We start from the raw sequence: 22,568 nt of genomic DNA on the forward strand, positions 1-22,568 counted from the left end.
TGGGACGGGCCGTTGGCCCTCTCTATGCGATGTCATTTCAGTTTCAGGCCGGACTGCTTCTCAATGCTCTTGAAGGTCCCAACAGGGATATCCCGTTTCGGGTGAGGGACTGTCACGCGGCCCGGCTTGGTTGGGTGTTTGAACTGAACGTGGCTACCCTTCTGGGTGACCTGTCTCCAACCATCGGCCAGCAGGGCCTTGATGATGTCCGTCGACCTCATGTGTGTATTTATACACACAGTATGCTCATTGTCAACACATAAATACACACTGGCCGAGCAATAAACCTACTCAAACGGCGAGGCGGCTTTCATTGCTTGTCCCCGGCTTTTTCCCAGTCCGCGATACGGGTGTTCGCAATGCGTTGACGTTAACAGCTCCTTAACGCCGCCAATCCAAGATCGGGACGCGTGGGCGAGGGCGCTTCGCGCTGGCATCGTTAAGGCATTAAGAAGACGTTTCGAGATGGCGCGAACGGCTGCCGCTGGAACATGGTCGCTGAGCCGCGCCTGGACGCGGGCTGCGCGTCTGTGTCTGCTGACCGCGGGCCTCGCTGTTGCCGCTCTCACATCGTCAGGCGCCGCGCGCGCAGACGATCCGGTGCCCGTGCCGGGTGAGGCGACATTCTCCGCCGCGAACGGGTTTGCCCGGTTGGTGCTCAAGCTGAAGGAGGACGTCGATGCCGAGGTGACGACGGCGGGCTCGATCATCGTGATCCGCTTCAAGCGCCCGGTCGACATCCCCGTCGAGAAGCTGTCGGATGCGGTGCCCGACTATGTCGGCTCGGCACGGCGCGATCCGGACGGTTCGGCAATCCGCCTGTCGCTGGCGCGCCGCGTCACCATCAACACCATGACCGCAGGCGAGCGCATCTTCGTCGATTTCCTGCCCGACAGCTGGACCGGCCCGCCGCCGCCGCTGCCGCAGGAGGTGATCCGCGAGCTCGCCGAGCGTGCCCGCAACGCCGAGCGCCTGCTTCGCCTGCAGCGCGCGGCCGATGCCGCGAAAAAGCGGCCGCCGGTGCGGGTCCGCGCGCTGCTGCAGCCCACCTTCGTCCGCTTCGTCTTCGAGGTTCCTGACGGTGTCGGCGTGTCCTCCGTATTGAACGAGCAGAAGCTGACGCTGTCCTTCAATGCGGTGCTGACCTTCGACCTCGCCGACGCCAAGATCGCCGCGCCCCCCAATGTCGCGTCGATCAGCGCGCGCGCAGATACCGATACGTCGGCGGTCGACATGACGCTGGTCGGCGATGTCGACGTGCATTCGTTCCGCGACGAGAAGAACTATATCGTCGATGTCGCCTTCCAGCAGAGCGACCAGCAGGCGCAGGCAAAGCCTGCGCTCACCGCGCTGATGCCCGCACCGCGCGGCAAGCCGAAAGCCGCGATGCCACAACAGCCGGCCGCGATCCCGCCCGTGACCTCGGAAGGCATCGCGCAACAGGCCAAGATCGAGATCAAGCCCGAGCAGCCGAAATCCGAGCAGCCGCAGGGCGAACCGGCCAAGCCGGAGCAGGGCAACACCGAACAGCAGACATCTGAGCCAGCCAAGTCTGAGCCGCCCAAGTCGGAGTCACCCAAGGCTGCTGCCGCGCCGGCGGAGAAAGCACCGGCTGCCGAGAACGTGGTGACGCCGGCCGCGCCGCATGACGGCGCGGCAGCACCTCCGGAGGACGCGAAGCCGGCAGCCGCGATGGAAGCGCCGAAGCCGGCGACTGCTGCCGTGCAGATACCGAAGGCGGCCGCGGTGCCGCCGCCGTCCTCCGAGGCCCGTGCGAATGGCAAGCCTTCGGTCGAGGCACAGCGCGACAGCGACGGGCTGCGCGTGACGTTTTCGTTCCCCGCGGCCACTCCGGCTGCACTGTTCCGCCGTGCCGATGCCGTGTGGATAGTGTTTGACACGCCTGACGCGGTCGACGTCGATCCGATCCGCGCCAAGGGCGGCTCCATCATCGCCGATGTCACCCGGTCTCCGCTGGAGAAGGGCCAGGCGGTGCGCTTCCGCCTTAACCGGCCGCAGATGCCGTCGCTCGAGAGCGATGACCGCTCGCGCGGCGTCAGCTGGACGCTGACCTTCGCCGATCGTGTGCAGAAGCCGCCGCTGCCGCTCACGGTGGTGCGCAACATCACTGAGCCCGCGCTCGCCAATGTCAGCGTGCCGCTCGCCAATCCCGGCCAATTCCACAGACTGGTCGATCCCGATGCCGGCGATACGCTCTGGGTCGTGACCGCGCCGCCGCCGACCCGCGGCATACTGAAGCGGCAGGATTTCGTCGAACTGTCGCTGCTGGAATCGATCCACGGCCTGGTGGTTCGTCCGAATGCCGACGACGTGAAGGCGGAGGTCGGCGACGACAAGGTGACGCTGGGGCGTCCCGGTGGGCTGACGCTGTCGTCGGCCGATGTCGCCGCCGAGCGCGCCACCGCTGCGGTCAAGCCGTTGTTCGACATCGACGAATGGCACAAGAACCGATCTGAGAATTTCCTCAACCGGCTCGACAGCCTGATTACCGCCGCGGCGTCGGCCAATGCCGACCAGCTTCCGCAAGCGCGGCTCGATCTCGCCGACTTCTACATGGCCTGCGGCATGTATGAGGAAGCCCACGCCGTCACCAATCTGATGCTCTCCGAAAGCAAGCGCGGCAACGAGACGCCGGCGATGGTGATGGTGCACGCCATCGCGAGCATCCTGATCGGCCGGCCGGCACAGGGCCTGAAGGATCTCGCCAGCCCGGTGATCGGAAACGGTTACGATTCCCAATTGTGGAAGGGGCTCGCCTTCGCGCGCGAGGACAAATGGGTCGAGGCGCGCGAGAAGTTCAAGAACGTGGAGTTCGCGGTGGCGACGCTGCCGTCCGACCTGCAGCGCATCATCACCATGAATGCGATGAAGGCCTCGCTCGAGGTCAAGGATTATGCCGGCGCCGCGCGGCGCAAGAGCGACCTCGACGTGGTCGGCGTCCCCGACGACCTCAAGCCCGCAGCGGCGGTGCTGAAGGGCCGGCTGGCCGAAGCCCTCGGCCAGGAGAAGGATGCGCTCGACGCCTATCACTTCGCAGCCATCTCCTCCGATCGTCAGGCGGCTGCCGAAGGCAAGCTGCGCGAAACCCTGCTGCGGCAGAAGCGCGGCGAGATCGGCCAGGACGACGTGCTGAAGGAGCTCGAGCTATTGTCGATGACGTGGCGCGGCGACAGCATCGAGCTGAAGACGCTGTTCGTGTTGTCGAAGATCTATGCCGACACCGGACGCTATGCCGATGCCTTTGCCGTGAGCCGCGCCGCGACGCGGCTGCAGCCCAATGCACCGGAGTCGCGGCAGGCGCAGGATGCGGCATCGGCGCTGTTCGTGCAGCTCTTCCTCGGCCCCAAGGGCGACGAGATGTCGCCGATCGACGCGCTCAGCACCTTCTACGAATATCGCGAGCTGACCCCGATCGGCCGCCGCGGCGACGAGATGATCCGTCGGCTGGCCGATCGCCTCGTCGGCGTCGACCTGCTGGACCAGGCCGCCGACCTCCTGCAGTACCAGGTCGACAAGCGGCTGGAAGGCGCGGCACGCGCCCAGGTCGCCGCGCGCCTTGCCATGGTGTATCTGACCAACCGCAAGCCCGATCGCGCGATCGCCGCGCTGCGCTCGACGCGGATCGCCGACCTGTCCGGCGAACTGCGGCAGCAGCGGCTGCTGCTCGAGGCGCGGGCGCAGAGCGACGTCGGTCGCCACGACCTCGCGCTCGACATCATCTCGAATATCACCGGCCGCGAGGCGATCCGGCTGCGCTCGGACATCTATTGGGCGGCGCGGCGCTGGCGCGAGGCGTCCGAGCAGATCGAACTGTATTACGGCGACCGCTGGCGCGACTTCACCCCGCTCAATGCCGCCGAGAAGGCCGACATCATCCGCGCCGTGGTCGGCTACGCGCTGGCCGAGGACGCCATCGGCCTGGCGCGGTTCCGCGAAAAATACGCTCCACTGATGTCGGGCGAGGCCGACAAGCTGGCGTTCGACACCGCCAGCAAGCCGGTTGCGACCTCGAGCGCGGAGTTCGCCCTGATCGCCAGGATGGCGGCGAGCGTCGACACGCTGGACGGCTTCATCCGCGAGATGAAGACCCGCTTCCCCGACGCCACCGCCCGTGCGCCGCTGCCGGACCCGGTCACGACCGGATCGCTGTTGGACAAGGCGAAGGCCGCGCCGGTGAGCGCCTTGACGGCCATCAAGGGCGAGCGGCGCGCCAGCGCCTCGCGCTAGCGCGCGCCATGCTGCGCAGTCGCAGCTGGGCAGGCCGACGCCTCACTTGGGACGCCTTCAACCAAATCAAAGAACGGACACCGTTGCTGAAGCCTAAGCTGCGCCTCCCTTATCGGGAGCTGCAGGCGCTTGCAGTGCTGTGAACCAACTGTCGAAGAGCGTCGGTGCGGGAAATCCGCACGCCACGTTCTGTGGGAACCGGGGGCGGGCGACCGCCTCCGGTGACCCGGTCGGCGGCGAGCGATCGCCGCCTCTACTCGACCCTTTGCGGCAGGCGAAAACTCTATTTCTGGCCGTAGCTCAATTGGTGGGTTTCGGCTCCGGAAAGTCGAAAATGCTTGATCTTTCAATGGGGATTGACTGACGCTCTCTCCGCCATCGCTCGATTTTGTGCGCCAAACTACGCTGTTTCGATAGGCGGCGTCAGTTCGTTGCAGAGACCGAACTCGAATGTTCGGCTCGGCGAGAGACAACGGCCGCTCACCTACATTGAACTGAATCAAGACGCGACAGCCGGCAGGTGTCAAGTGCCTTCAGGAACCTGCGCAAGGTTGCGGTCCTTGCTTCTCTGTTTTCACGCCGAGGATGACAGTCCTCATGAGATGTCGCTCGCCACGGCGCATTTTCTTCAGGCGTCCAGCACCTCTTGGATTGCTTCATATATGTCGTCTGCCGTCCCTTCGATCTTGCAATCGGCCCAGGCTTGGTAAGCCCTGGCATAAACCAACTTTTCGGCATCTGGATCGGTCATCGAGACCGGCTCGTCACCGGATTCGCTCAAAGTGAGGGCTTTCACCTCCATGGCGATCGCGGTGATGAACCTCACGCGACCTTCATGCTCGTCGAAAACATTCGCGGCCATGAGCGCTTCTCCCTGTTCGGCCTGACGGCTACTGCCGATGCCGCGCGCCGAAAATTATCGGCGCCAGCCCATCCGTGCAGTGGCAAGCTACGACCGCGGCTCGTGCGGTTGTTCCTTTGGCCGCTCTCTCTTGCATATGAAGCAGACCGAGCGTGCTACTTGAACTCCGTTGATGGCTAACCGTTCGTGGACGTGCGGAGTCCTCGTCGTACAGAACTCGCAGTATGCGCGCGGCAACCGCAATGCAATTTCTCTTGAAGTGTCCACGAATCGCCCCCGCGCATAACAATCACTTCCCTCCCACTCAGGGCAACTTTGAAAGACAACCGATCCGCGGAGCCGTACGTTATCGTACCGACTTTGTACACGACGGCCTTCGACAACGCAAAGCATGGACGCTTGCTACAGCAAGACCAGGGGCGCGCGGCCAAGGTGACCGGACGCGTCCCGTCTGGAAGAAACGATCGGCACGATACCGATAATCGGGATTACCCGGCATGCCGACGACGCATTGCGATCCGGCAGCCAGCGCGTCTGCTTCAGGGACCGCTGCGCTCCGCGTTTTTGCCGATGATGGCTGCCACGATAAGTCCGAACATCACCAGACGCGGCAATAAATACATGGGCTCCGTCGTATCGGAAACCTGGCTCATTCCCAGCGCGAAGCGCGATATGGCATCGATGGCAAAAGCCGCCGCGAAAATTAGAAAGAAGGTATCTCTCGTTCGTCGCCAAAACTTCAGAAAGAACAGGGCGACGGCCAGAGAGGCCATCGAGGCGGCGCCTGAGAGAACGTCGGCGAGGTGTGTCATCAACGCTCCTCCCAAATCAGCCCATACAGCAGGACCAGCGTTGCCGGCAGGCCGATCGATATCCTGAAGACTGAAAAATCCGTCGTGGGAAGCACCAGCTTGTCCGCCCAAAGTGCGACGTTGTTCAGTGCAAGACCCGAGAAGCAGATCGAGCTCCACAGCAGAAGCCTGGAGTGCGTCCGCAGATGCGCGCGAACCAGCAACCAAGTGCACAGCGCTCCGGTGATCGCACACAAGCTGTAGATCACCGCGGCCATAGCTTCCTAGTCCTTCCGGAACTTGAACGCATCCGAGAATGTTCGGATATGGCGGGGTTTTGAGTGGATCAGATTCGTAATGGGAATCAGGTAATGCGCATAGGCCTCTGCGAGCGCCTCGACGGCGGCGTCTCGATCCGAACGCCGGGCATAGCGATATTGCCCGCCATCTCGCACGAGAAATCCGTCATCGGCGAGCCCAGCCAGGGCTGCGGCCATATCCGAAGGAGGCGCATAGAGCCGCTTGGCCACGGAAGCGGCGTCCCATTGTTCGCTTGAACGTGCGTGCAAGAAGAGAAGCGCTTCGAGTTGAGCCACGGAATCGATATGTCTTACAATCAAATCCCGGACCTCTTCTGGCATTGGTGCTTTGGACATTCAGCGACCTCGGGCGAGCGTCACCTCGACCGCATATCAGGAATCCAAGATTGGATTGAGCCGAGACGATCAGGCACGCGCTTTCAAGCCGCATGCCTGTTGCATCACTCAACCAGGCTCAGGCGCGATCGGCTTTTCAATCGTCTCACCGCGAGGGCAACGGATGGATCACACAAGATGAACTGGAGCATCGCAACTAGGTCTTCCTGATTTTTCCTGGAAGTCGCCTCATCGTACACGGCCAGGAGTCGCTGGGCTTCCTCGACTGCGGCGATCACGGATTCATAGTCTGACATCATGCACCTGCGCTTCGGATGCTCGACTATGACACAAAGCGGATTTTCTCCCATTAGCTAGATCGTCGCCACAGAAGGTACGGTAGCGTACATAGAGAGCTGACCGCGCGCTGTCGCGAGACCCTCGAAGGCCGGATCATACCTAAGTTGAGAATACGGCTCGTGCTCACTGGAGCAGATGTCTACGTGCGGCAAGATGCTACTGAGACCCGTTCGACCGCGTCTTGTGGAGGTGTTCAACCCGCCATACGCTTCCTCGATCAGAGTTGCGCAGTACACAGAAAGCGATGACGCCCAAGGTTAGAAACAGTCTGTTGCGCCTTATCCCGAATGACGAGCTCTTGCGCGTTATGGACGTCTGCGAGCGGGTCAGGCTCGCGCCACGCCAGGTTCTTCATCACTACATGCTGCCAATGGAGCACGTATACTTTGTCGAAAGTGGACTGGTGTCGGTGGCCGCGAAAGTGGGTCGGGAGAAATTCGTCGAGGTCTGGCTGATCGGATCCGAGGGACTGGTCGGCGCTCCGGTCGTTCTTGCGGCCAGGGGAGTGCCGCTGCATAGAAGAACCGTCCAGCTGACGGGCGATGCTTGGCGGATCAGGACCGCGGAGTTTTGCGAACTTTTGGAATCCCTTCCGCACTTGCGCTCGGTGGTCGAGAGATATCTGGCCGTCGTATTGGCGCAGACTTCCCAATCGGGCGCCTGCAACTCCTATCATAGTCTCAAGCAGCGACTAGCGCGCTGGCTGCTCATTGCCCAGAACGCCACAGGCGAAGACGAGATTCCGCTCACTCACGGAGTTCTGGCGGAATTGCTGGGTGTCCGGCGTGCCAGCGTTACGGAATGTCTGGAAGTCCTCCAAAGGGATGGAACGGTAATAACCAGACGCGGTTCCGTGAAGATACAGGATGCTGCCGAGTTATCGAAGCTTTCTTGCGATTGCTTCAAGCTGATCGAGCGCGAATATCGCCGCCATCTACTGCCTGCGCTTGACATCGGCTCCCGCCAACGACCGCCTGTCTCGCTCTCGGCTCCTGTCGGTGCGGGCGAGTCCGCACTCGTGGACCGAGAGCCAAAACGGCCTTCCGGGTAAATGTTCTCCATAACGCTTCCGGCCGGGATCCGGCGGACCTTCTCGCGTTCCATGCTCGATGTGGCGAACAGCTCCAGCGGTCGTCCGCCTCGTTACATGAGTCGCTCTTCGGGAGCGCATTTCAAGGTCACAATATCGTCAAGCACCGAAGCCTTCCTGGGTGCCCTGCCTCGGCGCGGTTGATCTGCAAAGCAAGGGCTTGAGCGGCACCGGAGAGAAAAATGGACGTACGCTACCGAAATATGAATGTTCTGGTGCCTTGCTTTGTCGCGCTCGCCATCATGTGCGGGTTGGTGGCCTATTCGCCGGAACTATACCGTGCATTCTGCGGCGCAACGGGATATGGCGGAACGACACAAAGAGCTTATACCTATCCAACCACCACGTCGCAACGAACCGTGACGGTCGACTTTGACAGCAATGTCGTACCCAGACGCAAAGAATTTGTCGCGCTTTCTCGCCAACGCTGCTCCGGATGCCGTTCATGGCCTCGAGCTTTTTACCCAGCGTTGCAGCGCATGCCATGCACTGGACAAGAACATGGCCGGTCCCATGCTGGGCGGTGTGGTCGGCCGCCCGGCCGGCTCCGCTGCTGGCTTCAGCTACTCGTCAGCCTTGAAGAACGCCCATCTCACCTGGTCTAACGACAAGCTGGACGAATGGCTGGCCGGTCCCCAGAAGTTGGTGCCTGGAGCAAGAATGCCGGTTCGCGTGCTCGATGCTCCGTCTCGCCACGATATCATTGCCTACCTGCAGGCGGTCGGCGAGAAGCACGGCGATCAGGCGCATCCTCAGGCACGCGCATCGGGGTCGGAATATTAGCGGGTCCATGAGACATTTGTGCGGCATGCCAGTGCGGTTGGGGAAGAGCAATGGAAGATCGGATGGACCGTATCGGCGGCGAATTCGAACGGCGTAGTCGTAGCTGGATGCGACGCATGGGAGCCCAGCGGCTGCTCCGCGATCCGCTCGCTCGCTACACGCTGCTCGGTCTCTTCGCCGCCGGAGTCGTGATTGCGGCGCTCACCTTGCTCGCTGCGGTCATGGTCGAGGACTGGTCCCAGCGTGACATCGATCTGCGTTCCCGCCTCGTATTCCGGTCGATCCGGGACCAGGTCGCGATGGCGATGACGGCCAAGCCGGACATCGATCTTGCTCAAGTGTTCGAGCGGATTACCGAGGATGAACGAATACTGGCCCTGGGCTTCTGCTCCGCGCAGGGCCAGTTGCGGTACGCGACCAAGGAGTTTCCGAAGTCTGTCACATGCGACAGCCTGAAGCGGACCAAGTCCAGCACTTTTGCTGCGGTCGCGGATTCCGGCCGCCACATCCACATCAGCTCCTTTCCGATTACCGTCGCAGACTCGACCGGCCACCTGCTGGTGTTGCACGATCTGGCGTATATAGAGGCGCGTACGAACGAGGCGCGCCTCTATACGCTGCTTGCTCTCGTCGGCGTGACATCAGGCCTGGGGCTGCTCGCCACAGCCATCGTCCTCGCACTTATGCGGGCATGGACCCGTTCGATTCGAGGCGCTCTCACCGAGGTCCGACACGGAGCCGTCGGCGAAGCTTTGGCGCGTAGCCGTTTTCCGATCAGTCGCGAGGTTCACGCGGCCCTCTCGGAACTGCGAATGGAGCGTCGTTTTGCGAATGGCATCCATGTCGAATGGTCGCCCAAGACCTTGCATCGCCTGCTAGTTGAGGAACTTCCGGACGCTCAGGTGCTCGTTGTTTCCAATCGCGAGCCTTACATTCACAACCGCTCCGGCGGCGAACTCACGTTGCAGATTCCGGCGAGCGGCCTTGTGGCCGCCCTCGAACCGGTGATGCGGGCTTGTGGCGGAACATGGATTGCGCACGGCTCCGGTTCTGGAGATCGCGACACTGTCGATGCCAGCGACAGACTGCGTGTGCCTCCCGCTGAACCGACTTATCTGCTGCGTCGGGTATGGCTCTCGGAAAAGGAGCAGAGCGGATACTACTATGGGCTGGCCAACGAAGGGCTATGGCCGCTTTGTCACATCGCATTCGTACGCCCGACCTTTCGAGAGGAGGATTGGGCCCAGTACCGGAAGGTGAACGAGCGGTTCGCCGACGTAATTGTCGAGGAGGCGACCTGCGACGATCCGATCGTGCTGGTTCAGGATTATCATTTCGCCCTGCTGCCAAGGATGATCCGCGATCGGCTGCCAAAGGCAACGGTCATCGCGTTCTGGCATATCCCGTGGCCCAACGCCGAGACGTTTGGAATCTGCCCGTGGCGGCGGGAAATCATCGACGGGCTGTTGGGGAGCACCATCCTTGGCTTCCATACGCAATTCCACTGCAACAATTTTCTCGAAGCGGCGGACCGCTTCATGGAGAGCCGCATCGATCGCGAGCATGACTCCGTCACTTTCCGCGGGGATGAGACGCTGATCAGACCTATCCGATCTCGATCGAATGGCCGCCGGCGGCGCTCGTCGAGCAGGCGCCTGTTCGGGAGTGCCGCGACGCGGTCCGGCGGCGCTTCTCTCTGCCTGCCGATGTCCGCATCGCTGTCGGCATAGAGCGGTTCGACTACACCAAGGGAATCCTCGATCGCATCCGCGCGGTCGACGATCTGCTGACCTGCCACCCCGAATGGATCGGGCGGCTTGTCTTCATTCAGGCGGCGGCTCCCACTCGCAGCAAGCTCGCCACCTACAGCTCCCTGCAGGGCGAGGCCGAACAGCTCGTTACGGAGGTGAACGCGCGGCACGGCAAGAAAGGTTTTCAGCCGATTCGTCTTGTCGTGCGACATCACGAGCCTGACGAGGTTTTCGAGCTTTTCAGGGCCTCGGACATGTGCATTGTCTCCAGCCTGCACGACGGCATGAATCTGGTTGCCAAGGAGTTCGTGGCCGCGCGCGACGACGAGCATGGTGTGCTGATCCTCTCGAGCTTCGCGGGAGCGTCGCGCGAACTGTCGGAAGCGTTGATCGTCAATCCATATGACACGCACGGCATGGCCGAGGCGTTCGTGCAGGCGTTGCAGATGTCACACGCGGAGCAGCGCGACCGCATGCGGCTGATGCGCGATCTCGTGCGCGAGCGGAACGTCTATCGATGGGCGGCGCAGATGCTGCTCGACGCAGCCCGCCTGCGTCAGCGAATCGTCTCGTCCAATGCGCTCCATGCCGGTCGGGCCAGCCCGCAACCAATATCGCCCGCGAGCCAGCGCAGAACGGCCTGAAAGAACGGCGATTTCTGGTCGGCGTCGATTAGATGCCCACGCGGGTCAGTCTTCGTAGCTGTCGATGACCGCGTCAGCGATCACACGCTTGGTGACGATACCAACTATATCGTTTACCCGCGGGCGGGCGCCGCCCCGAAAAACGATCGCGGCGCCGGCGCGGTGACGCTTGAGTCTCGCAAATACCAAGCTCAGGAGGTCCTGATCGCGACAAATGACGATTCGCTGTTCGGCGAACGTCTCGATGACGAGGTCGGGGTTGGTTCGAGATTCCATCCACAGACCCGAGCGCGGCGGAATCAGCCCCACGATCCGACCATCCCGCTCCACGACGATAGCGCGCGCGTCATCGGTTTCTTCTGCAGGCATGGCTTGCTTCAGCGTTGTGCCGGCCCTGGCTACGATAAAGCGACGCTCCATAATGTCTTGCGCCTGCCTGACCAGGTAAAGGTTGATATGTCGCTCCTTGGGGATACGGTGACCGCGATGACGCAGCTTGACGGTGTAGATCGTCTCATTGACAAGCGCGCGTCTTACACCTGCAGCCAGCGCCACCGCGACGATCACCGGTACAATGATCGCATAGTCACGCGTCATTTCGAACACCATGACGATGGCCGTCATCACGCCGCCTGTTCCCGCGCCGACCATGGCTGCCATTCCAACGATAGCGGCCGAGGAAGGCGTCAGCCCGGAATGAGGCAAAATCGAGCTGCTCCCGGCCGCAAATGCCGCACCCAGCGTGGCGCCAAGATACAGCGAGGGAGAGAAGATCCCGCCCGAGGCCCCGCAGCCAAGGCTGACGGTCGTGGCAACCAGCTTCAGCGCAAATAGCAGTGCAAGAAGGCCTGCTGCTGTCATCTTGTGGTCAAGGATGTCCTGAATGACCGAATAGCCCACCCCATCGATGTAGGAACGGCCGAACGCGCGAGTGAGTCCCACCATCATCAGGCCGATAACCGCCATGCCAACGATGTTCTGGACGTACTCGTCGCCAAACAGTTTCGGAAATCCATCCTCCATGAAGACGAGCAGCCGGATGAAAGACCAGGCTGCTACGCCGCAGAGCAATCCAAGCAGGACGAACGCAACTGCCTCCTGCAGATTGAACGACGCAACCATGGGAAATTGTACGTCCGGCACCGCAAAAGCCGGATCCGGGCCGATTAGAATTCGTCCGATCGTCGTCGCAGCACCAGTCGCCACGACGACGGGAAGGAAGGTACGGTTCGACACTTCCGGTAGGAGAATTTCGAGAGCAAACAGGACGCCGCCAAGCGGCGTGTTGAACGTTGCGGCGATACCTGCGCCGGCGCCGGCGGACAATAGCGTTATCTTCTGCCGTGTGGAGAGCCCGATGAATTGAGAGAAGGCCGAACCAAGCGCCGAGCCGATCTGGATGATCGGCCCCTCGCGCCCGACGGCAGCGCCGCTACCGATCGATATTGCGGAAGCCAGGGCTTTGATCACGGCCACCGTGCCGCGGATATTGCCGCGCTTGTAGAAGATTGCATCCATCACTTCGGGGACGCCGTGCCCTTTTGCCTCGGGAGCAAAGCGCCTCACGAGAAAACGACAATCAGGCCTCCGACGATCGGGGATAGCAGAACAAAGTCGCCAAACCGGCTGGGACCCTCGCTGATATTGGCGTCGTAAACGAAACTGAGCCTGCCGTTGTAAGACATGTTGTGCACGAAGGCGATCAACGCGCGGAACACGACCGCGCCGAGTCCAGTCATCACCCCGATAACCAGCGCGAGGCCACAGAGAACGAGCAGGCTCACCCGTCGTTCCTCCGGCAACGATTTGCGGCTGCCGGCTGCGATCGCTTTGATATTGTCGGAAGCCAGCACCACGGGCATTCGGGGTCACAAAGACTGGATCAAGATCAGGATAGCGAGATACGGACTTACCCGCCAGAAAGTCTTCCGGAGGCCGTCCGCGAGTGGGCGGTTAACAGAGACCTGGATGGCCTCTGATCGGGAATCCGGACAATCGCTAGGCGATTGCCCTTCTATTGAGCGATGGCCAGCTGTACTCCGGAAGTTCCATAGAGTCTGCAATATCCCAGCCTATAGCAAGCCTGGCCAGGCCAGGAAAAGCAAAGGTCTTGACCACCAGGTTGCGGAACAGCAGCCCGAATTGTGTCTTCGGTGCAAAGGTGCCGGCAAAACGCTCGGCCCCGCGCTGCTTCGCATTGATGTAGCTTCGCAGCAATGTCTCGTATTTGCGGAATGCAAGTTGATAGTGCCCGACCGCAGCAGCGAGTTCACCGGCAAGGACGTAAGCCGAAATCATCGCGAGCGCCGAGCCTTGCCCGGCCAGCAGCGAGACGCAGAAAGCGGCGTCGCCTACCAGCGCGGTGCGGCCGCGACCGTTTAACCCAAGGCGACGTGAGCTTTCGAAGTACTCAGTGTCACAATTGGCTATTGAGGGGCCGAATTTGAACATGGGTGCCATCGATAACGGGCGTATGCTGCGACGCCGCGATTGGGATGGGCCTTGGCCTAAAATAATCGTCGGTCCAATTGACTCTGCTTGGATGCGGCGTAGCCTCATCGCCGGATCGCGAGCAGGCCTCCCACGCCAGCCGAGCCAGAGCGGGTCGCTCCCGCCAGCGCCAGTCAAAGTGGGCCGATTCCACGCGTTAGGTGCACCGAAGCGGCGCTGGCAACAGCGCCGTTTCGCTTTGTGGGGGCGACACCGTCACCATGAGCAAGCCGATCAAGACCGAGGCCAAACTCATCGCAATGGCGCGGGCCGAGTTGAAGGAGACCGCGCTCGCGCCTCCTCACCATGAGGGCTTGAGGACGCGCTGAGGAAAACTCGTGGACCGCATTGACGCCATGAATGTTTTTGTCGCTGTTGTCGACAAGGGCAGCCTTGCCGGCGCCGCAGGGCAATCGCATATGCTGATCATGCCTGCGGTTCGGTTAGTCTCCCCACAAACTCGTCGTGCCCGGGTTTGTCCCGGCCATCCACGTCTTTGGTTTTCCATGTGAAGAAAGACGTGGATGGCCGGGACAAGCCCGGCCATGACTACGCGGAAACGTCAGCCCAGAGTTCGCGGACGTCATATGCGATTGCCCTGGCCGGCGCCCGGCAGCTGTTGCGGCGCTCAGCCCCGCGATCGCGTTCCTCGAGCATCATGTCGGTGCCGAGCTGCTTCATCGCACCACGCGGTCGCTGAAGCTGAGCGACGCCGGCCGGCACCGCGCGGAATCGACCTTCGTCACTATCGAGGAGGTCGACACCGACAATTGGGGCTGGGGCGGGCTGCCCGCGCTCGACTATCGCAGGAAGCTCGCCGCGGCCGCTTCGCCGACATCTGCCAGCTGACGGCCCTGGCCAATCGATCTGAACACCTCGCCTTATTGGAAGAGGTGCCCGTGATCGCTGCAAACGATCGCTGCGATCGTATCTAATCATTTTTCAAGAACGATCCCAGGGCCTGCTGCCGTGTCCATGTCTGCCAATGTCGATCACCGGCACCGCCACGCCGCGCCGCATCAGGATGCGGGCGGGACGGTGTGGCTGTCTGCGGCCGCCGGGCTCTGCGCCTCGCTAGTCGGGCTCGGGCTTGCGCGCTTCGCCTATACGCCGCTGATTCCGGCGCTGATCGCAGCAAATTGGTTCACGCCGGCGGAAGCCGTCTATCTCGGCGCCGCCAACCTTGCCGGATACCTCGCCGGTGCGCTGATCGCCCGCGACCTCGGGGCGCGCATCGGCTCGGTGCGCGCGCTGCGCGGCATGATGGTGCTGGCCGCGCTCTGCTGCTTTGCCTGCGTCGTGCCGATCTCGTTCGTCTGGTTCTTCGGCTTCCGCTTCCTCGCGGGCGTCACCGGTGGAGTGATCATGGTGCTGGCGGCAACGGCGATCCTGCCGCACACCGCGCCGAGCAAACGCGGCTTCGTCGGCGGCGTGATCTTTGCCGGCGTCGGGCTCGGCGTCGCGGCATCGGGCACGCTCGTTCCGCTCTTGCTGCGCCACGGGCTCACCCAGGCCTGGTACGGCCTTGGCGTGCTCTCGGCGCTGCTGACGCTGATCAGCTGGAAGGCGTGGCCGGCCGAGGCGCCTGCCGTGCATGGTGAGGCAGAGCATCACGTCGCGGCGCACGGTGCGCGATCACCGATGGTGCTGATGCTGAGCCTGGAATACGGCCTCAACGCGCTGGCGCTGGTGCCGCACATGGTGTTCCTGGTCGATTTCGTGGCCCGCGGGCTCGGGCAGGGGATCTCGGCGGGATCGTATTACTGGGTGCTGTACGGACTGGGCGCTGTGGTCGGACCGCCGTTGACCGGGCATCTCGCCGATCGCTCCGGATTTGCCGCGGCGCTTCGCGTGGCTTTCGTGGTCGAGGGCGTGGCGGTCGGGCTGCCCGCCGTGAGCACGTCGGCCGTCGCGCTGATCGTGTCGAACATCATCGTCGGTGGCTTCACGCCCGGCATCGTGCCACTGGTCATAGGCCGCATCCACGAACTGATCCCGCATTCCGCCCCCAGCCAGCGCACCGCGTGGGCGCAGGCCACCACGACATTCGCGCTGTTCCAGGCGGCGGGCGCCTATGGGATGTCGTTCCTGTTCGCGCAGAGCGGCGGCAATTATGCTGCTGTTCGTGATCGGCGCGGCCGCGGTCGTCCTGGCGCTGGCGCTCGAGCTCGTGAGCGCTGTTGCGGCAAGAGCGCGCCGCTAGAGCAAGATGAGTTTGGATCGAATCGGTTCGGCGACGGACTCGCTTTACCTCTCCCAAGGGAGAGGTGAATCTCCGTTGCCGTTTCAGCTCAACCTAGTCTCATCACGCCTTAGCCGCGGAGCGCGCGCGAGAGCACGGCGACGAACCGGTCGGTGTCGGCCTCGTCGTTGAAGACATGCGGCGAGACGCGCATCCGGCCGAGCCGCAGCGCGACATGGACGTTCTTGGCGGCGAGGCGCGCGATCAGGTCTCTCGGCACGCCGCCGGCCATGCCGAGGCTCACGATGTGCGGCGCGCGCAGCCGGCGCTCCAGCGCGCCGACGCCGAGGTCGCGCACGCCGTCGGCGATCCGCTGGGTGAGCATGGCGAGCCGCGCGCTGACGGCGGCCGCGCCCCAATCCGCCATCATCTCCATGCCGATGGACGCCATCTCCAGCGAGATGAAATGATCGCGCTCGCCCATGTCGTAGCGCCGCGCGTTGTCGACATAGGCGAGATCGCCGAAATAGATCGGATTCTCGGAGTTGACGTTGCGGCGGCCGGCCGAGGTCTGTTCCAGCGGCACGCCGTTCTGGTGGCGCTTCGCGACATAGAGGAACGCGCGGCCGTAGGGACCGATCAGCCATTTGTAGGTCGGGAAGATCAGGGCGTCGGGATCGAGCTGCTTCACATCCATCGCCACGACGCCCGCGCCCTGCGTCGCGTCGATCACGAACATGGCGCCCTGCCGCCGCAGTGCCGCCTGCACCTTCTCGACGTCGATCAGTCCGCCGTCCGACCAGTGCACCGACGAGATCGAGGCGAGGCCGACCGGCGGCGCGCCGGGGCGCTCGATCGCCGTGAGCACCGCCGAGGTCCAGTCGCCGTCGGCGGGCTGGCGGATGGTCTCGACCACAAAGCCCTGCGCGTCGGCGCGGGCGTGCCATTCCAGCACCGGCGAGGAGTGATCGTTCTCGAGCACGATGACGCGCGTGCTGCGCGGGATGGTCAGCACTTTTGCCATCGTCGCGACGCCATAGCCGATCGCAGGGATCAGCGCGATGTCGTCAGCATCGGCATTGATCAGGCGCGCGGCCGCGACACGGGCGCGCTCATGCTGACGGTGGGCAAAGTCCGCATCCAGCGTCCAGGGCTGGCCCTTCCGCGCCACCGCGATGCGGCCGGCGTCGAGCGTTTTCCGCGGCAGCGGACTGTAGGAGGCCGAGTTCAGGTAGCAAACGTCTTGCGGAACATCGAACAGATGGCGCTGCGAAGGAAGCATGGCGGCTCGTTGCTGGCGGTTTTCGGATGAGATCTGGATGCGGGAGGCACAGGCCGTTATCCGTCGTACTGATCCGGCCCCATGGCCCACAGCGCCTGGTCGTGGCCATGGGCGAAGGTGCGGTTGGTCTGCGCAGGATTGCGGTTGATCAGCGGCCGCAGATACATCGGGTGCGTGGCGCTGCGCACCTCGTGATCGACGGTGAACAGGTGCCTGCCGTCGGCGGGATCGACGATGTCGCAGAAGCGGTATTGGTACTGATTGTCCTCGCGCGAGATCAGGTTGCGCTCGCGCAGCCGCCGGTAGGGGCCCGAGAAGTCGGTGATGTAGATCTGGATGTGGTGGCCGTCGAACTCCGGCTGTGCCTGGTCGCTCTCGCGGAATTGCAGATACTGATCCTTGCCGACCTTCACGCGCGCAACCATTCCGTCGCCGTTCGCGACGCTGGCGGGGATGCCCATGATCTCCGGATAGAACCGGCTGATTGCCTTGGCGGTGCCGCGCGGCACGTCGAACTCGACATAGGGCATGCCGAGTGTGATGCGCCCGAAGCGGCCGGGGTCCGGCTCGTAGCAGCGCAGCCGATTGCCCCAGGGGCAGGTGGCCTCGACGTGGTCATTGTGCTCGCGATAGGCGAAGGCGGTGCCTTCGAGCTTCGCCGCGACGGAGGCGAGGCGGTCGAGCAGCGCCTGCCGCCCGGCGATCACGAGTGCGGTGTGACCGCGCAGCACCTGCGGCCGGCCGCTCGGCAGATGAAACTGGCTGCGGCCGACATTCACCCACATGTTGCTGTCCGAGACCATCAGATAGGGATCGCGGGTCAGGCCGATCCCAGCGACGTAGAACAGCGTGGCCAGGCGCTGGTCGGGCACCTGCACGTTGACATGTTCGAGATGAATGGCGTTGCCGAGGTCTTCTGCGGCGCGGTCGAACTGTTGTTGCATGGACGCGGCTCTCCGGATGCGACGCCGCGCATGATAGTGCAACGCGGCGCCCGATCCAGCGATCGGGCCATGAATGTTTCGCGGGGCTACCCTCCGTAACTCTGCACCAGGCTGCCGGCGACCAGCGACCAGCCGTCGACCAGCACGAAGAAGATCAGCTTGAACGGCAGCGAGACCACGACCGGCGGCAGCATCATCATGCCCATCGACATCAGGACCGACGCGACCACGAGGTCGATAATCAGGAACGGCAGGAACAAGAGGAATCCGATCTCGAAGGCGCGCTTCAGCTCGGAGATCATGAAGGCCGGCACCAGGATACGCAGCGACATCTCGTCCGCCGTCGCCGGCGGCGGTTCGCCGGAAAGGTCCATGAAGAGCTTGAGGTCCTTCTCGCGCACGTTCTTCTGCATGAAGCCGCGCAGCGGCACCGAGGCGCGTTGCAGCGCTTCCTCGACGCCGATCTGGTTGGCGACCAGCGGCTTGATGCCGTCGTCGTAGGATTTCTGCAGCACCGGCCCCATCACGAAGGCGGTGAGGAACATGGCGAGCGCGATCATTACCGAGTTCGGCGGCGCGGTCGCGGTGCCGAGCGCGGTGCGCAGCAGCGACAGCACGACCACGATGCGCGTGAACGACGTCATCATGATCAGGATCGACGGTGCGATCGAGAGCACCGTGAGCAGCGCGATCAGCTGGATCGCGCGCTCGGTGACGCCGCCATTGCCGCCACCGAGGTTGATGCTGATGTCCTGCGCCATCGCCGGGTCGGCGAACGATCCGGCGGCGATCAGGACAGCGATGAAAAAAACTCTACGCGGGAGGCTCGCGGACCTCACGAAGGATTCTTCGGGCGGCCGAGCAGCGATGCCATCTCGTCCTCGAGATTCTCGAAGCCGCTCTTTTGCGGTGCGGGCGACGCGGGCGGCTCGCTGCGCGGCGGACGCACCGGCGGAGCGTCGGGCGCAACCGGCGGCGCGACGGCGTCGCCACCGCCGGACGGGCGGCGCAGCGCCGCCTCAAGCCGTTGCGCCATCTCGGCCAGATTGGCGTCGGCGTTCGGCGGCGGAGCCGCCGGAGGCGCGGGCGTCGCGGCCGGCGGCGGAGGAGGCGGCGTCGGCGATGCGGCGGCGCGATCGGGCGCGCGCAGCGGTGGCGGCGCCTTGGGCGGCTCGGCGGCGCGCGGCGGACGCGGGATCACCGGTTCGGAGCGCGGCAGCCGCGGCGGCATCGGTTCGGTGCGCTCGGGCGTGAAACCCGCCAGCGGATCAGCGCGGCGTTCGGAGGCCGGCGCGGAGCGGCGGACCTCGTCGGCAAAGGAGGGACGGGCCGGACGCGACGGCAGCTCGGGCAGCTGCGGCTCCGGTTGATCGAAGTCGGTGCGGGCGGTTTCGCTCTCGTTCCAGGCCGCGTCCGGCAGCGGCGCAACCCGCGGCGGGGCGGAGTCGGCTGCGACCGCCGGGCGCGTCGACATCTGGTCGCGTCCCGGGCTCGCCCGCACGATGTTGGGCTCCACCACGATGTCGCTCGGACCGCCGATCATCAGCAGGTGCTCGACATTGTCGCGGCGGACCAGCACCAGCCGGCGGCGGCCGTCGACCGCGGCGGCGTCGATCACGGCCAGTCGCGGCATCCGCCCGCGATTGGCGTTGGCGCCGAGCCGATTTCCTCCGAAGCGGCGGACGAGCCACGCGGCGACGCCGATCAGCGCCAGCACGGCTACGAATGCGAAGACGAATGTAAGTGCCTGCATACTGGAGTCCCCGGCCATCGTGGCCATCCTCAGCTATCGCCGTCTGTGAGCGCGAACTGATATCGCGGATTGCGCAGCGAATCGCGCCCGAGATCCGCCTTATTCCTTAATTCCCCGCGGCTTGCAGCCGACTGTTCTATTAATAGACCAAGAATCGCTTGTCCCAAAACGACTTCTCAGCGCGCCACGCTGGCTTGGGCGGGGCTGGTTAACGCAGCTTTCGTGGCCAAAATGCGCTCGCAAGCCGCAATTGCGGCGTTCTCCACGGATCCAGGCGCTCTTTTAACCCTCCGTTAACCATATACCGGGCAAATTCTGCCTACCTCGGGAGGCCCCAGAGGTTAACGGAGCCGCGCCAATGTCCATGAACGACCTCCCGATCCTGTCGGCGTTGCGCACCAAGATGCAATGGCACCAGGAACGCCAGCGGGTGCTCGCCGAGAACATCGCCAATTCGGACACGCCGAACTTCCGGCCCCGCGACCTGGCCGAGCCGAAGTTCGACCGGGCCGGTTCCACGATCGGCGGCGGCCCGGGAACGCTGCCGATGACGCAGACCAGCGCCGCCCACATGGCGGCGTCGGGCGCGCCCGACAGGTTTGACAATGACCGCGGCAAGAGCGGTTTCGAGACCCGCCCGGCCGGCAACGCGGTCAATCTCGAAGACCAAATGCTCAAGGTGTCGGCCAACCAGATGGACTACGCGGCGGTCACCTCGCTCTACAGCAAGAGCCTGCACCTCCTGAAAACGGCGATCGGCAAGGGCTAGGCCGCCTGAGGGCGGCGGGAGGATGTCATGGCAGATGAGATTAGCGATTTCGCCCGCTCGATGAGCATCGCGACCTCAGGCCTGCGCGCGCAGGCCGGGCGGATGCGGGTGATCTCGGAAAATATCGCCAACGCCGATTCGACCGCGCAGACCGCGGGCGGCGACCCCTACCGCCGCAAAGTGCCGACATTCTCCTCCACGCTGGACCGCACACTCGATGCTCAGGTTGTGTCGCTCGGCAAGGTGAGCACCGACCGGTCGGCATTTCGGATCAAGCATGAGCCGGGCAATCCGGCGGCGGATGCCGCCGGCAACGTCAAATATCCCAACGTCAATGCGCTGGTCGAAATGACCGACATGCGGGACGCCCAGCGCTCCTACGAGGCGAACCTCAACATCATCAGCGCGACGCGGCGGATGATCCAGCGCACGCTCGACATCCTCAAGTCCTGACACAACAAGAACAGCAGGGATCGTAGATCATGGCTTCACCGACAATCGCCGCCAACGCCTACGCCAATTTCGCCAAGCTGATGGAGCGGGGCGGGCTTGAGAAGGCCGGCAATCCGGTCGCCGGTCCGTCGTTCGGCGAGCTCGTCAAGGACGCCGTCGGCAGCGTGATGGAGGTCGGCAGGAAGTCCGATGCGCAGACCATGGCGATGGCGTCGGGCAAGGCGAACGTGATGGACGTGGTGACCGCGGTCGCGGACACCGACGTCGCGGTGTCGACGCTGGTTTCGGTCCGCGATCGCGTGATCCAGGCCTATGAAGACATCATGAAGATGCCGATTTGACCGATCCTCATCCTGAGGAGCCAGCGAAGCTGGCGTCTCGAAGGGTGGACCACAGGCCTCATGGTTCGAGACGGCGCTTCGCGCCTCCTCACCATGAGGACGAACAACAGTGAGAACTCCAAATGACCGGTCCTGAAACTCTCGACGTGGCGCGTGATGCGATCTGGACCATCGTGGTGGTGTCGTCACCGCTGATGGTGGTCGGCCTCGTGGTCGGCGTGGTGGTGTCGCTGTTCCAGGCACTAACGCAGATCCAGGAGCAAACCCTGGTCTTCGTGCCGAAGATCCTGGCGATCTTCGTTACATTACTCCTCGCGCTGCCGTTCATGGCCGACTCGCTGCACGCCCACATGATGCGGATTTCGTCGCGAATCATCGGCGGATGATGCAGTAATGCCCCGGTCATGCGCATCGACATCTCGCTCCTGCCGGCGCTGGCCGCAACCTTCGTGCTGGTGTTCGCCCGCGTGGGCGCGATGGTGATGCTGCTGCCCGGCTTCGGCGAGACCAACATCCCCGCGCGGGTGAAGCTGTCGATCGCGCTGTTGCTGACGCTGATCATCTTGCCGCTGCATCGCAACGCCTATCATGTCGACCTAACGTCGATCGCCTCGATCGGGGTCCTGATGGTGCATGAGCTCATCATCGGCATCGTGCTCGGCGCGACCGCGCGGGTGACGCTGTCGGCGCTCAATGTCGCGGGCTCCATCATCGCCCAGCAGCTCGGCCTCGGCTTCGTCACCGCCGTCGATCCGACCCAGGGACAGCAGGGCCAGATCATCGGCAATTTCCTCACCATCCTCGGCATCACGCTGCTGTTTGCCACCGACACCCACTATCTCGTCATCGCCGCGCTGAGCGAGAGCTACCGCATCTTCTCGCCGGGTGAGGTGATGCCGACCGGCGATGTCGCTGCGCTTGCGACCAGCGCCTTTGCCGCCGCCTTCAAGATCGGCCTGCAATTGTCGGCGCCGTTCCTCGTGTTCGGCCTCGTGTTCAACATCGGCCTCGGCGTGCTCGCGCGGCTGATGCCGCAGATGCAGGTCTATTTCGTCGGCGTGCCGCTCTCGATCATCGTCGGCTTCCTGATCTTCGGCCTCGTGCTCGCGGCGATGATGGGCACCTATCTCGATTACTTCGTCGGCGTCATGCGCCAGCTCGCTCCCATGAACTAGGCATCAAGGAGCCGA

At 63.6% G+C, this 22,568-nt stretch carries 22 protein-coding genes and 4 pseudogenes; 14 read left to right on the forward strand and 12 right to left on the reverse strand.

What is annotated here, in order from left to right:
- Positions 1-32: 32 nt before the first annotated feature.
- The gene (locus MTX19_RS13950; protein ID WP_280984089.1) at positions 33-221 is read right to left on the reverse strand and encodes a type II toxin-antitoxin system HicA family toxin; all 189 of its coding nucleotides are present in this window, start codon (positions 219-221) and stop codon (positions 33-35) included.
- Positions 222-465: 244 nt separating this feature from the next.
- Between MTX19_RS13950 and MTX19_RS13955 the strand changes: the two genes are divergently transcribed.
- A complete protein-coding gene (locus MTX19_RS13955; protein ID WP_280984090.1) occupies positions 466-4,248 on the forward strand; it encodes a tetratricopeptide repeat protein in 3,783 nt (1,260 codons plus the stop codon).
- Positions 4,249-4,876: 628 nt separating this feature from the next.
- Here the strand turns inward: MTX19_RS13955 and MTX19_RS13960 are convergent.
- The 4 genes from MTX19_RS13960 to MTX19_RS13975 all read right to left on the reverse strand — a co-directional run bounded on the left by MTX19_RS13960 (position 4,877) and on the right by MTX19_RS13975 (position 6,557).
- Positions 4,877-5,110, reverse strand: coding sequence for a hypothetical protein (locus tag MTX19_RS13960; RefSeq protein ID WP_280984091.1), 234 nt, complete (start codon positions 5,108-5,110; stop codon positions 4,877-4,879).
- 539 nt (positions 5,111-5,649) lie between these two features.
- Positions 5,650-5,922: a DUF5985 family protein gene (locus tag MTX19_RS13965; RefSeq protein ID WP_280984092.1), complete on the reverse strand. Its 273-nt coding sequence runs from the start codon at positions 5,920-5,922 to the stop codon at positions 5,650-5,652.
- Entirely contained in the window at positions 5,922-6,179 is a 258-nt protein-coding gene (locus MTX19_RS13970) for a DUF5985 family protein (protein ID WP_280986027.1), read from the reverse strand. The genes MTX19_RS13965 and MTX19_RS13970 overlap by 1 nt, the downstream gene beginning before the upstream one ends.
- Before the next feature lie 6 nt (positions 6,180-6,185).
- Complete coding sequence (locus tag MTX19_RS13975) at positions 6,186-6,557, reverse strand: hypothetical protein (RefSeq protein WP_280976983.1); 372 nt, start codon at positions 6,555-6,557, stop codon at positions 6,186-6,188.
- A gap of 583 nt (positions 6,558-7,140) precedes the next feature.
- On the opposite strand from MTX19_RS13975, the gene MTX19_RS13980 reads away from it, so the two are divergent.
- The 4 genes and pseudogenes from MTX19_RS13980 (at position 7,141) to MTX19_RS13995 (ending at position 11,164) form a co-directional block, all read left to right on the forward strand.
- Positions 7,141-7,947, forward strand: coding sequence for a Crp/Fnr family transcriptional regulator (locus tag MTX19_RS13980; protein ID WP_280984094.1), 807 nt, complete (start codon positions 7,141-7,143; stop codon positions 7,945-7,947).
- A gap of 281 nt (positions 7,948-8,228) precedes the next feature.
- Positions 8,229-8,321 (forward strand): annotated as a pseudogene (locus tag MTX19_RS13985) (cytochrome c oxidase assembly protein); the annotation flags it as partial.
- A 70-nt stretch (positions 8,322-8,391) separates the two neighbouring features.
- A complete protein-coding gene (locus MTX19_RS13990; RefSeq protein WP_280984095.1) occupies positions 8,392-8,769 on the forward strand; it encodes a c-type cytochrome in 378 nt (125 codons plus the stop codon).
- Between the two features lie 812 nt (positions 8,770-9,581).
- Positions 9,582-11,164 (forward strand): annotated as a pseudogene (locus MTX19_RS13995) (trehalose-6-phosphate synthase).
- A gap of 45 nt (positions 11,165-11,209) precedes the next feature.
- Here the strand turns inward: MTX19_RS13995 and MTX19_RS14000 are convergent.
- From MTX19_RS14000 to MTX19_RS14010, 3 genes are all read right to left on the reverse strand, one after another.
- A complete protein-coding gene (locus MTX19_RS14000; RefSeq protein WP_280984096.1) occupies positions 11,210-12,682 on the reverse strand; it encodes a chloride channel protein in 1,473 nt (490 codons plus the stop codon).
- Positions 12,683-12,726: 44 nt separating this feature from the next.
- The gene (locus MTX19_RS14005) at positions 12,727-13,026 is read right to left on the reverse strand and encodes a hypothetical protein (RefSeq protein WP_280984097.1); all 300 of its coding nucleotides are present in this window, start codon (positions 13,024-13,026) and stop codon (positions 12,727-12,729) included.
- 136 nt (positions 13,027-13,162) lie between these two features.
- Positions 13,163-13,615 (reverse strand): hypothetical protein, encoded by a 453-nt coding sequence (locus MTX19_RS14010; protein WP_280984098.1) that lies wholly within the window; start codon positions 13,613-13,615, stop codon positions 13,163-13,165.
- Positions 13,616-13,992: 377 nt separating this feature from the next.
- Between MTX19_RS14010 and MTX19_RS14015 the strand changes: the two genes are divergently transcribed.
- The 4 genes and pseudogenes from MTX19_RS14015 to MTX19_RS14030 all read left to right on the forward strand — a co-directional run bounded on the left by MTX19_RS14015 (position 13,993) and on the right by MTX19_RS14030 (position 15,925).
- Entirely contained in the window at positions 13,993-14,166 is a 174-nt protein-coding gene (locus tag MTX19_RS14015) for a hypothetical protein (protein ID WP_280984099.1), read from the forward strand.
- A 112-nt stretch (positions 14,167-14,278) separates the two neighbouring features.
- A pseudogene (locus tag MTX19_RS14020) lies at positions 14,279-14,374 on the forward strand (LysR family transcriptional regulator); the annotation flags it as partial.
- 9 nt (positions 14,375-14,383) lie between these two features.
- Positions 14,384-14,503, forward strand: a pseudogene (locus MTX19_RS14025) (4-oxalocrotonate tautomerase); the annotation flags it as partial.
- 126 nt (positions 14,504-14,629) lie between these two features.
- Positions 14,630-15,925, forward strand: coding sequence for a YbfB/YjiJ family MFS transporter (locus tag MTX19_RS14030; RefSeq protein WP_280984784.1), 1,296 nt, complete (start codon positions 14,630-14,632; stop codon positions 15,923-15,925).
- 41 nt (positions 15,926-15,966) lie between these two features.
- Here MTX19_RS14030 and MTX19_RS14035 read toward each other — a convergent pair whose 3' ends face one another.
- From MTX19_RS14035 to MTX19_RS14050, 4 genes are all read right to left on the reverse strand, one after another.
- Positions 15,967-17,118, reverse strand: coding sequence for an aminotransferase class V-fold PLP-dependent enzyme (locus MTX19_RS14035; RefSeq protein WP_280986028.1), 1,152 nt, complete (start codon positions 17,116-17,118; stop codon positions 15,967-15,969).
- Positions 17,119-17,174: 56 nt separating this feature from the next.
- Positions 17,175-18,062, reverse strand: coding sequence for a hypothetical protein (locus MTX19_RS14040; protein WP_280984101.1), 888 nt, complete (start codon positions 18,060-18,062; stop codon positions 17,175-17,177).
- Between the two features lie 86 nt (positions 18,063-18,148).
- The gene (fliP, locus tag MTX19_RS14045) at positions 18,149-18,901 is read right to left on the reverse strand and encodes a flagellar type III secretion system pore protein FliP (protein WP_280986029.1); all 753 of its coding nucleotides are present in this window, start codon (positions 18,899-18,901) and stop codon (positions 18,149-18,151) included.
- On the reverse strand, positions 18,898-19,815 hold the full coding sequence (locus tag MTX19_RS14050) for a flagellar biosynthetic protein FliO (RefSeq protein WP_280984102.1): 918 nt from the start codon (positions 19,813-19,815) through the stop codon (positions 18,898-18,900). Before MTX19_RS14050 ends, fliP begins: the two co-directional genes overlap by 4 nt.
- Positions 19,816-20,173: 358 nt before the next feature.
- On the opposite strand from MTX19_RS14050, the gene flgB reads away from it, so the two are divergent.
- From flgB to fliR, 5 genes are all read left to right on the forward strand, one after another.
- Positions 20,174-20,584, forward strand: a complete 411-nt coding sequence (gene flgB / locus MTX19_RS14055; RefSeq protein ID WP_280984103.1) for a flagellar basal body rod protein FlgB — start codon at positions 20,174-20,176, stop codon at positions 20,582-20,584.
- Between the two features lie 27 nt (positions 20,585-20,611).
- Positions 20,612-21,037 carry a flagellar basal body rod protein FlgC gene (gene flgC / locus MTX19_RS14060; RefSeq protein WP_280984104.1) on the forward strand — a complete coding sequence of 142 codons (426 nt, stop codon included), beginning with the start codon at positions 20,612-20,614 and terminating at the stop codon, positions 21,035-21,037.
- 29 nt (positions 21,038-21,066) lie between these two features.
- Positions 21,067-21,378, forward strand: coding sequence for a flagellar hook-basal body complex protein FliE (gene fliE, locus MTX19_RS14065; protein WP_280984105.1), 312 nt, complete (start codon positions 21,067-21,069; stop codon positions 21,376-21,378).
- Between the two features lie 122 nt (positions 21,379-21,500).
- On the forward strand, positions 21,501-21,764 hold the full coding sequence (gene fliQ, locus MTX19_RS14070) for a flagellar biosynthesis protein FliQ (RefSeq protein ID WP_066514213.1): 264 nt from the start codon (positions 21,501-21,503) through the stop codon (positions 21,762-21,764).
- Between the two features lie 18 nt (positions 21,765-21,782).
- Positions 21,783-22,553, forward strand: coding sequence for a flagellar biosynthetic protein FliR (gene fliR, locus MTX19_RS14075; protein ID WP_280984106.1), 771 nt, complete (start codon positions 21,783-21,785; stop codon positions 22,551-22,553).
- Positions 22,554-22,568 lie beyond the last annotated feature (15 nt).

Origin of the sequence: Bradyrhizobium sp. ISRA464 (genome assembly GCF_029910095.1) — a bacterium.
Lineage (GTDB): Bacteria > Pseudomonadota > Alphaproteobacteria > Rhizobiales > Xanthobacteraceae > Bradyrhizobium.

Coding starts and splice junctions, on each gene's coding strand:
- MTX19_RS14000 (WP_280984096.1), bottom strand. CDS start 12,682: ATGGATGCAATCTTCTACAAGCGCGGCAATATCCGCGGCACGGTGGCC.
- MTX19_RS14050 (WP_280984102.1), bottom strand. CDS start 19,815: ATGCAGGCACTTACATTCGTCTTCGCATTCGTAGCCGTGCTGGCGCTG.
- fliQ (WP_066514213.1), top strand. CDS start 21,501: ATGACCGGTCCTGAAACTCTCGACGTGGCGCGTGATGCGATCTGGACC.
- MTX19_RS14010 (WP_280984098.1), bottom strand. CDS start 13,615: ATGTTCAAATTCGGCCCCTCAATAGCCAATTGTGACACTGAGTACTTC.
- fliR (WP_280984106.1), top strand. CDS start 21,783: ATGCGCATCGACATCTCGCTCCTGCCGGCGCTGGCCGCAACCTTCGTG.
- fliE (WP_280984105.1), top strand. CDS start 21,067: ATGGCTTCACCGACAATCGCCGCCAACGCCTACGCCAATTTCGCCAAG.
- MTX19_RS14040 (WP_280984101.1), bottom strand. CDS start 18,062: ATGCAACAACAGTTCGACCGCGCCGCAGAAGACCTCGGCAACGCCATT.
- MTX19_RS14030 (WP_280984784.1), top strand. CDS start 14,630: ATGTCTGCCAATGTCGATCACCGGCACCGCCACGCCGCGCCGCATCAG.
- flgB (WP_280984103.1), top strand. CDS start 20,174: ATGTCCATGAACGACCTCCCGATCCTGTCGGCGTTGCGCACCAAGATG.
- flgC (WP_280984104.1), top strand. CDS start 20,612: ATGGCAGATGAGATTAGCGATTTCGCCCGCTCGATGAGCATCGCGACC.
- MTX19_RS13965 (WP_280984092.1), bottom strand. CDS start 5,922: ATGACACACCTCGCCGACGTTCTCTCAGGCGCCGCCTCGATGGCCTCT.
- MTX19_RS14035 (WP_280986028.1), bottom strand. CDS start 17,118: ATGCTTCCTTCGCAGCGCCATCTGTTCGATGTTCCGCAAGACGTTTGC.
- MTX19_RS13960 (WP_280984091.1), bottom strand. CDS start 5,110: ATGGCCGCGAATGTTTTCGACGAGCATGAAGGTCGCGTGAGGTTCATC.
- MTX19_RS13980 (WP_280984094.1), top strand. CDS start 7,141: ATGACGCCCAAGGTTAGAAACAGTCTGTTGCGCCTTATCCCGAATGAC.
- MTX19_RS13955 (WP_280984090.1), top strand. CDS start 466: ATGGCGCGAACGGCTGCCGCTGGAACATGGTCGCTGAGCCGCGCCTGG.
- MTX19_RS13975 (WP_280976983.1), bottom strand. CDS start 6,557: ATGTCCAAAGCACCAATGCCAGAAGAGGTCCGGGATTTGATTGTAAGA.
- MTX19_RS14005 (WP_280984097.1), bottom strand. CDS start 13,026: ATGCCCGTGGTGCTGGCTTCCGACAATATCAAAGCGATCGCAGCCGGC.
- MTX19_RS13970 (WP_280986027.1), bottom strand. CDS start 6,179: ATGGCCGCGGTGATCTACAGCTTGTGTGCGATCACCGGAGCGCTGTGC.
- MTX19_RS13950 (WP_280984089.1), bottom strand. CDS start 221: ATGAGGTCGACGGACATCATCAAGGCCCTGCTGGCCGATGGTTGGAGA.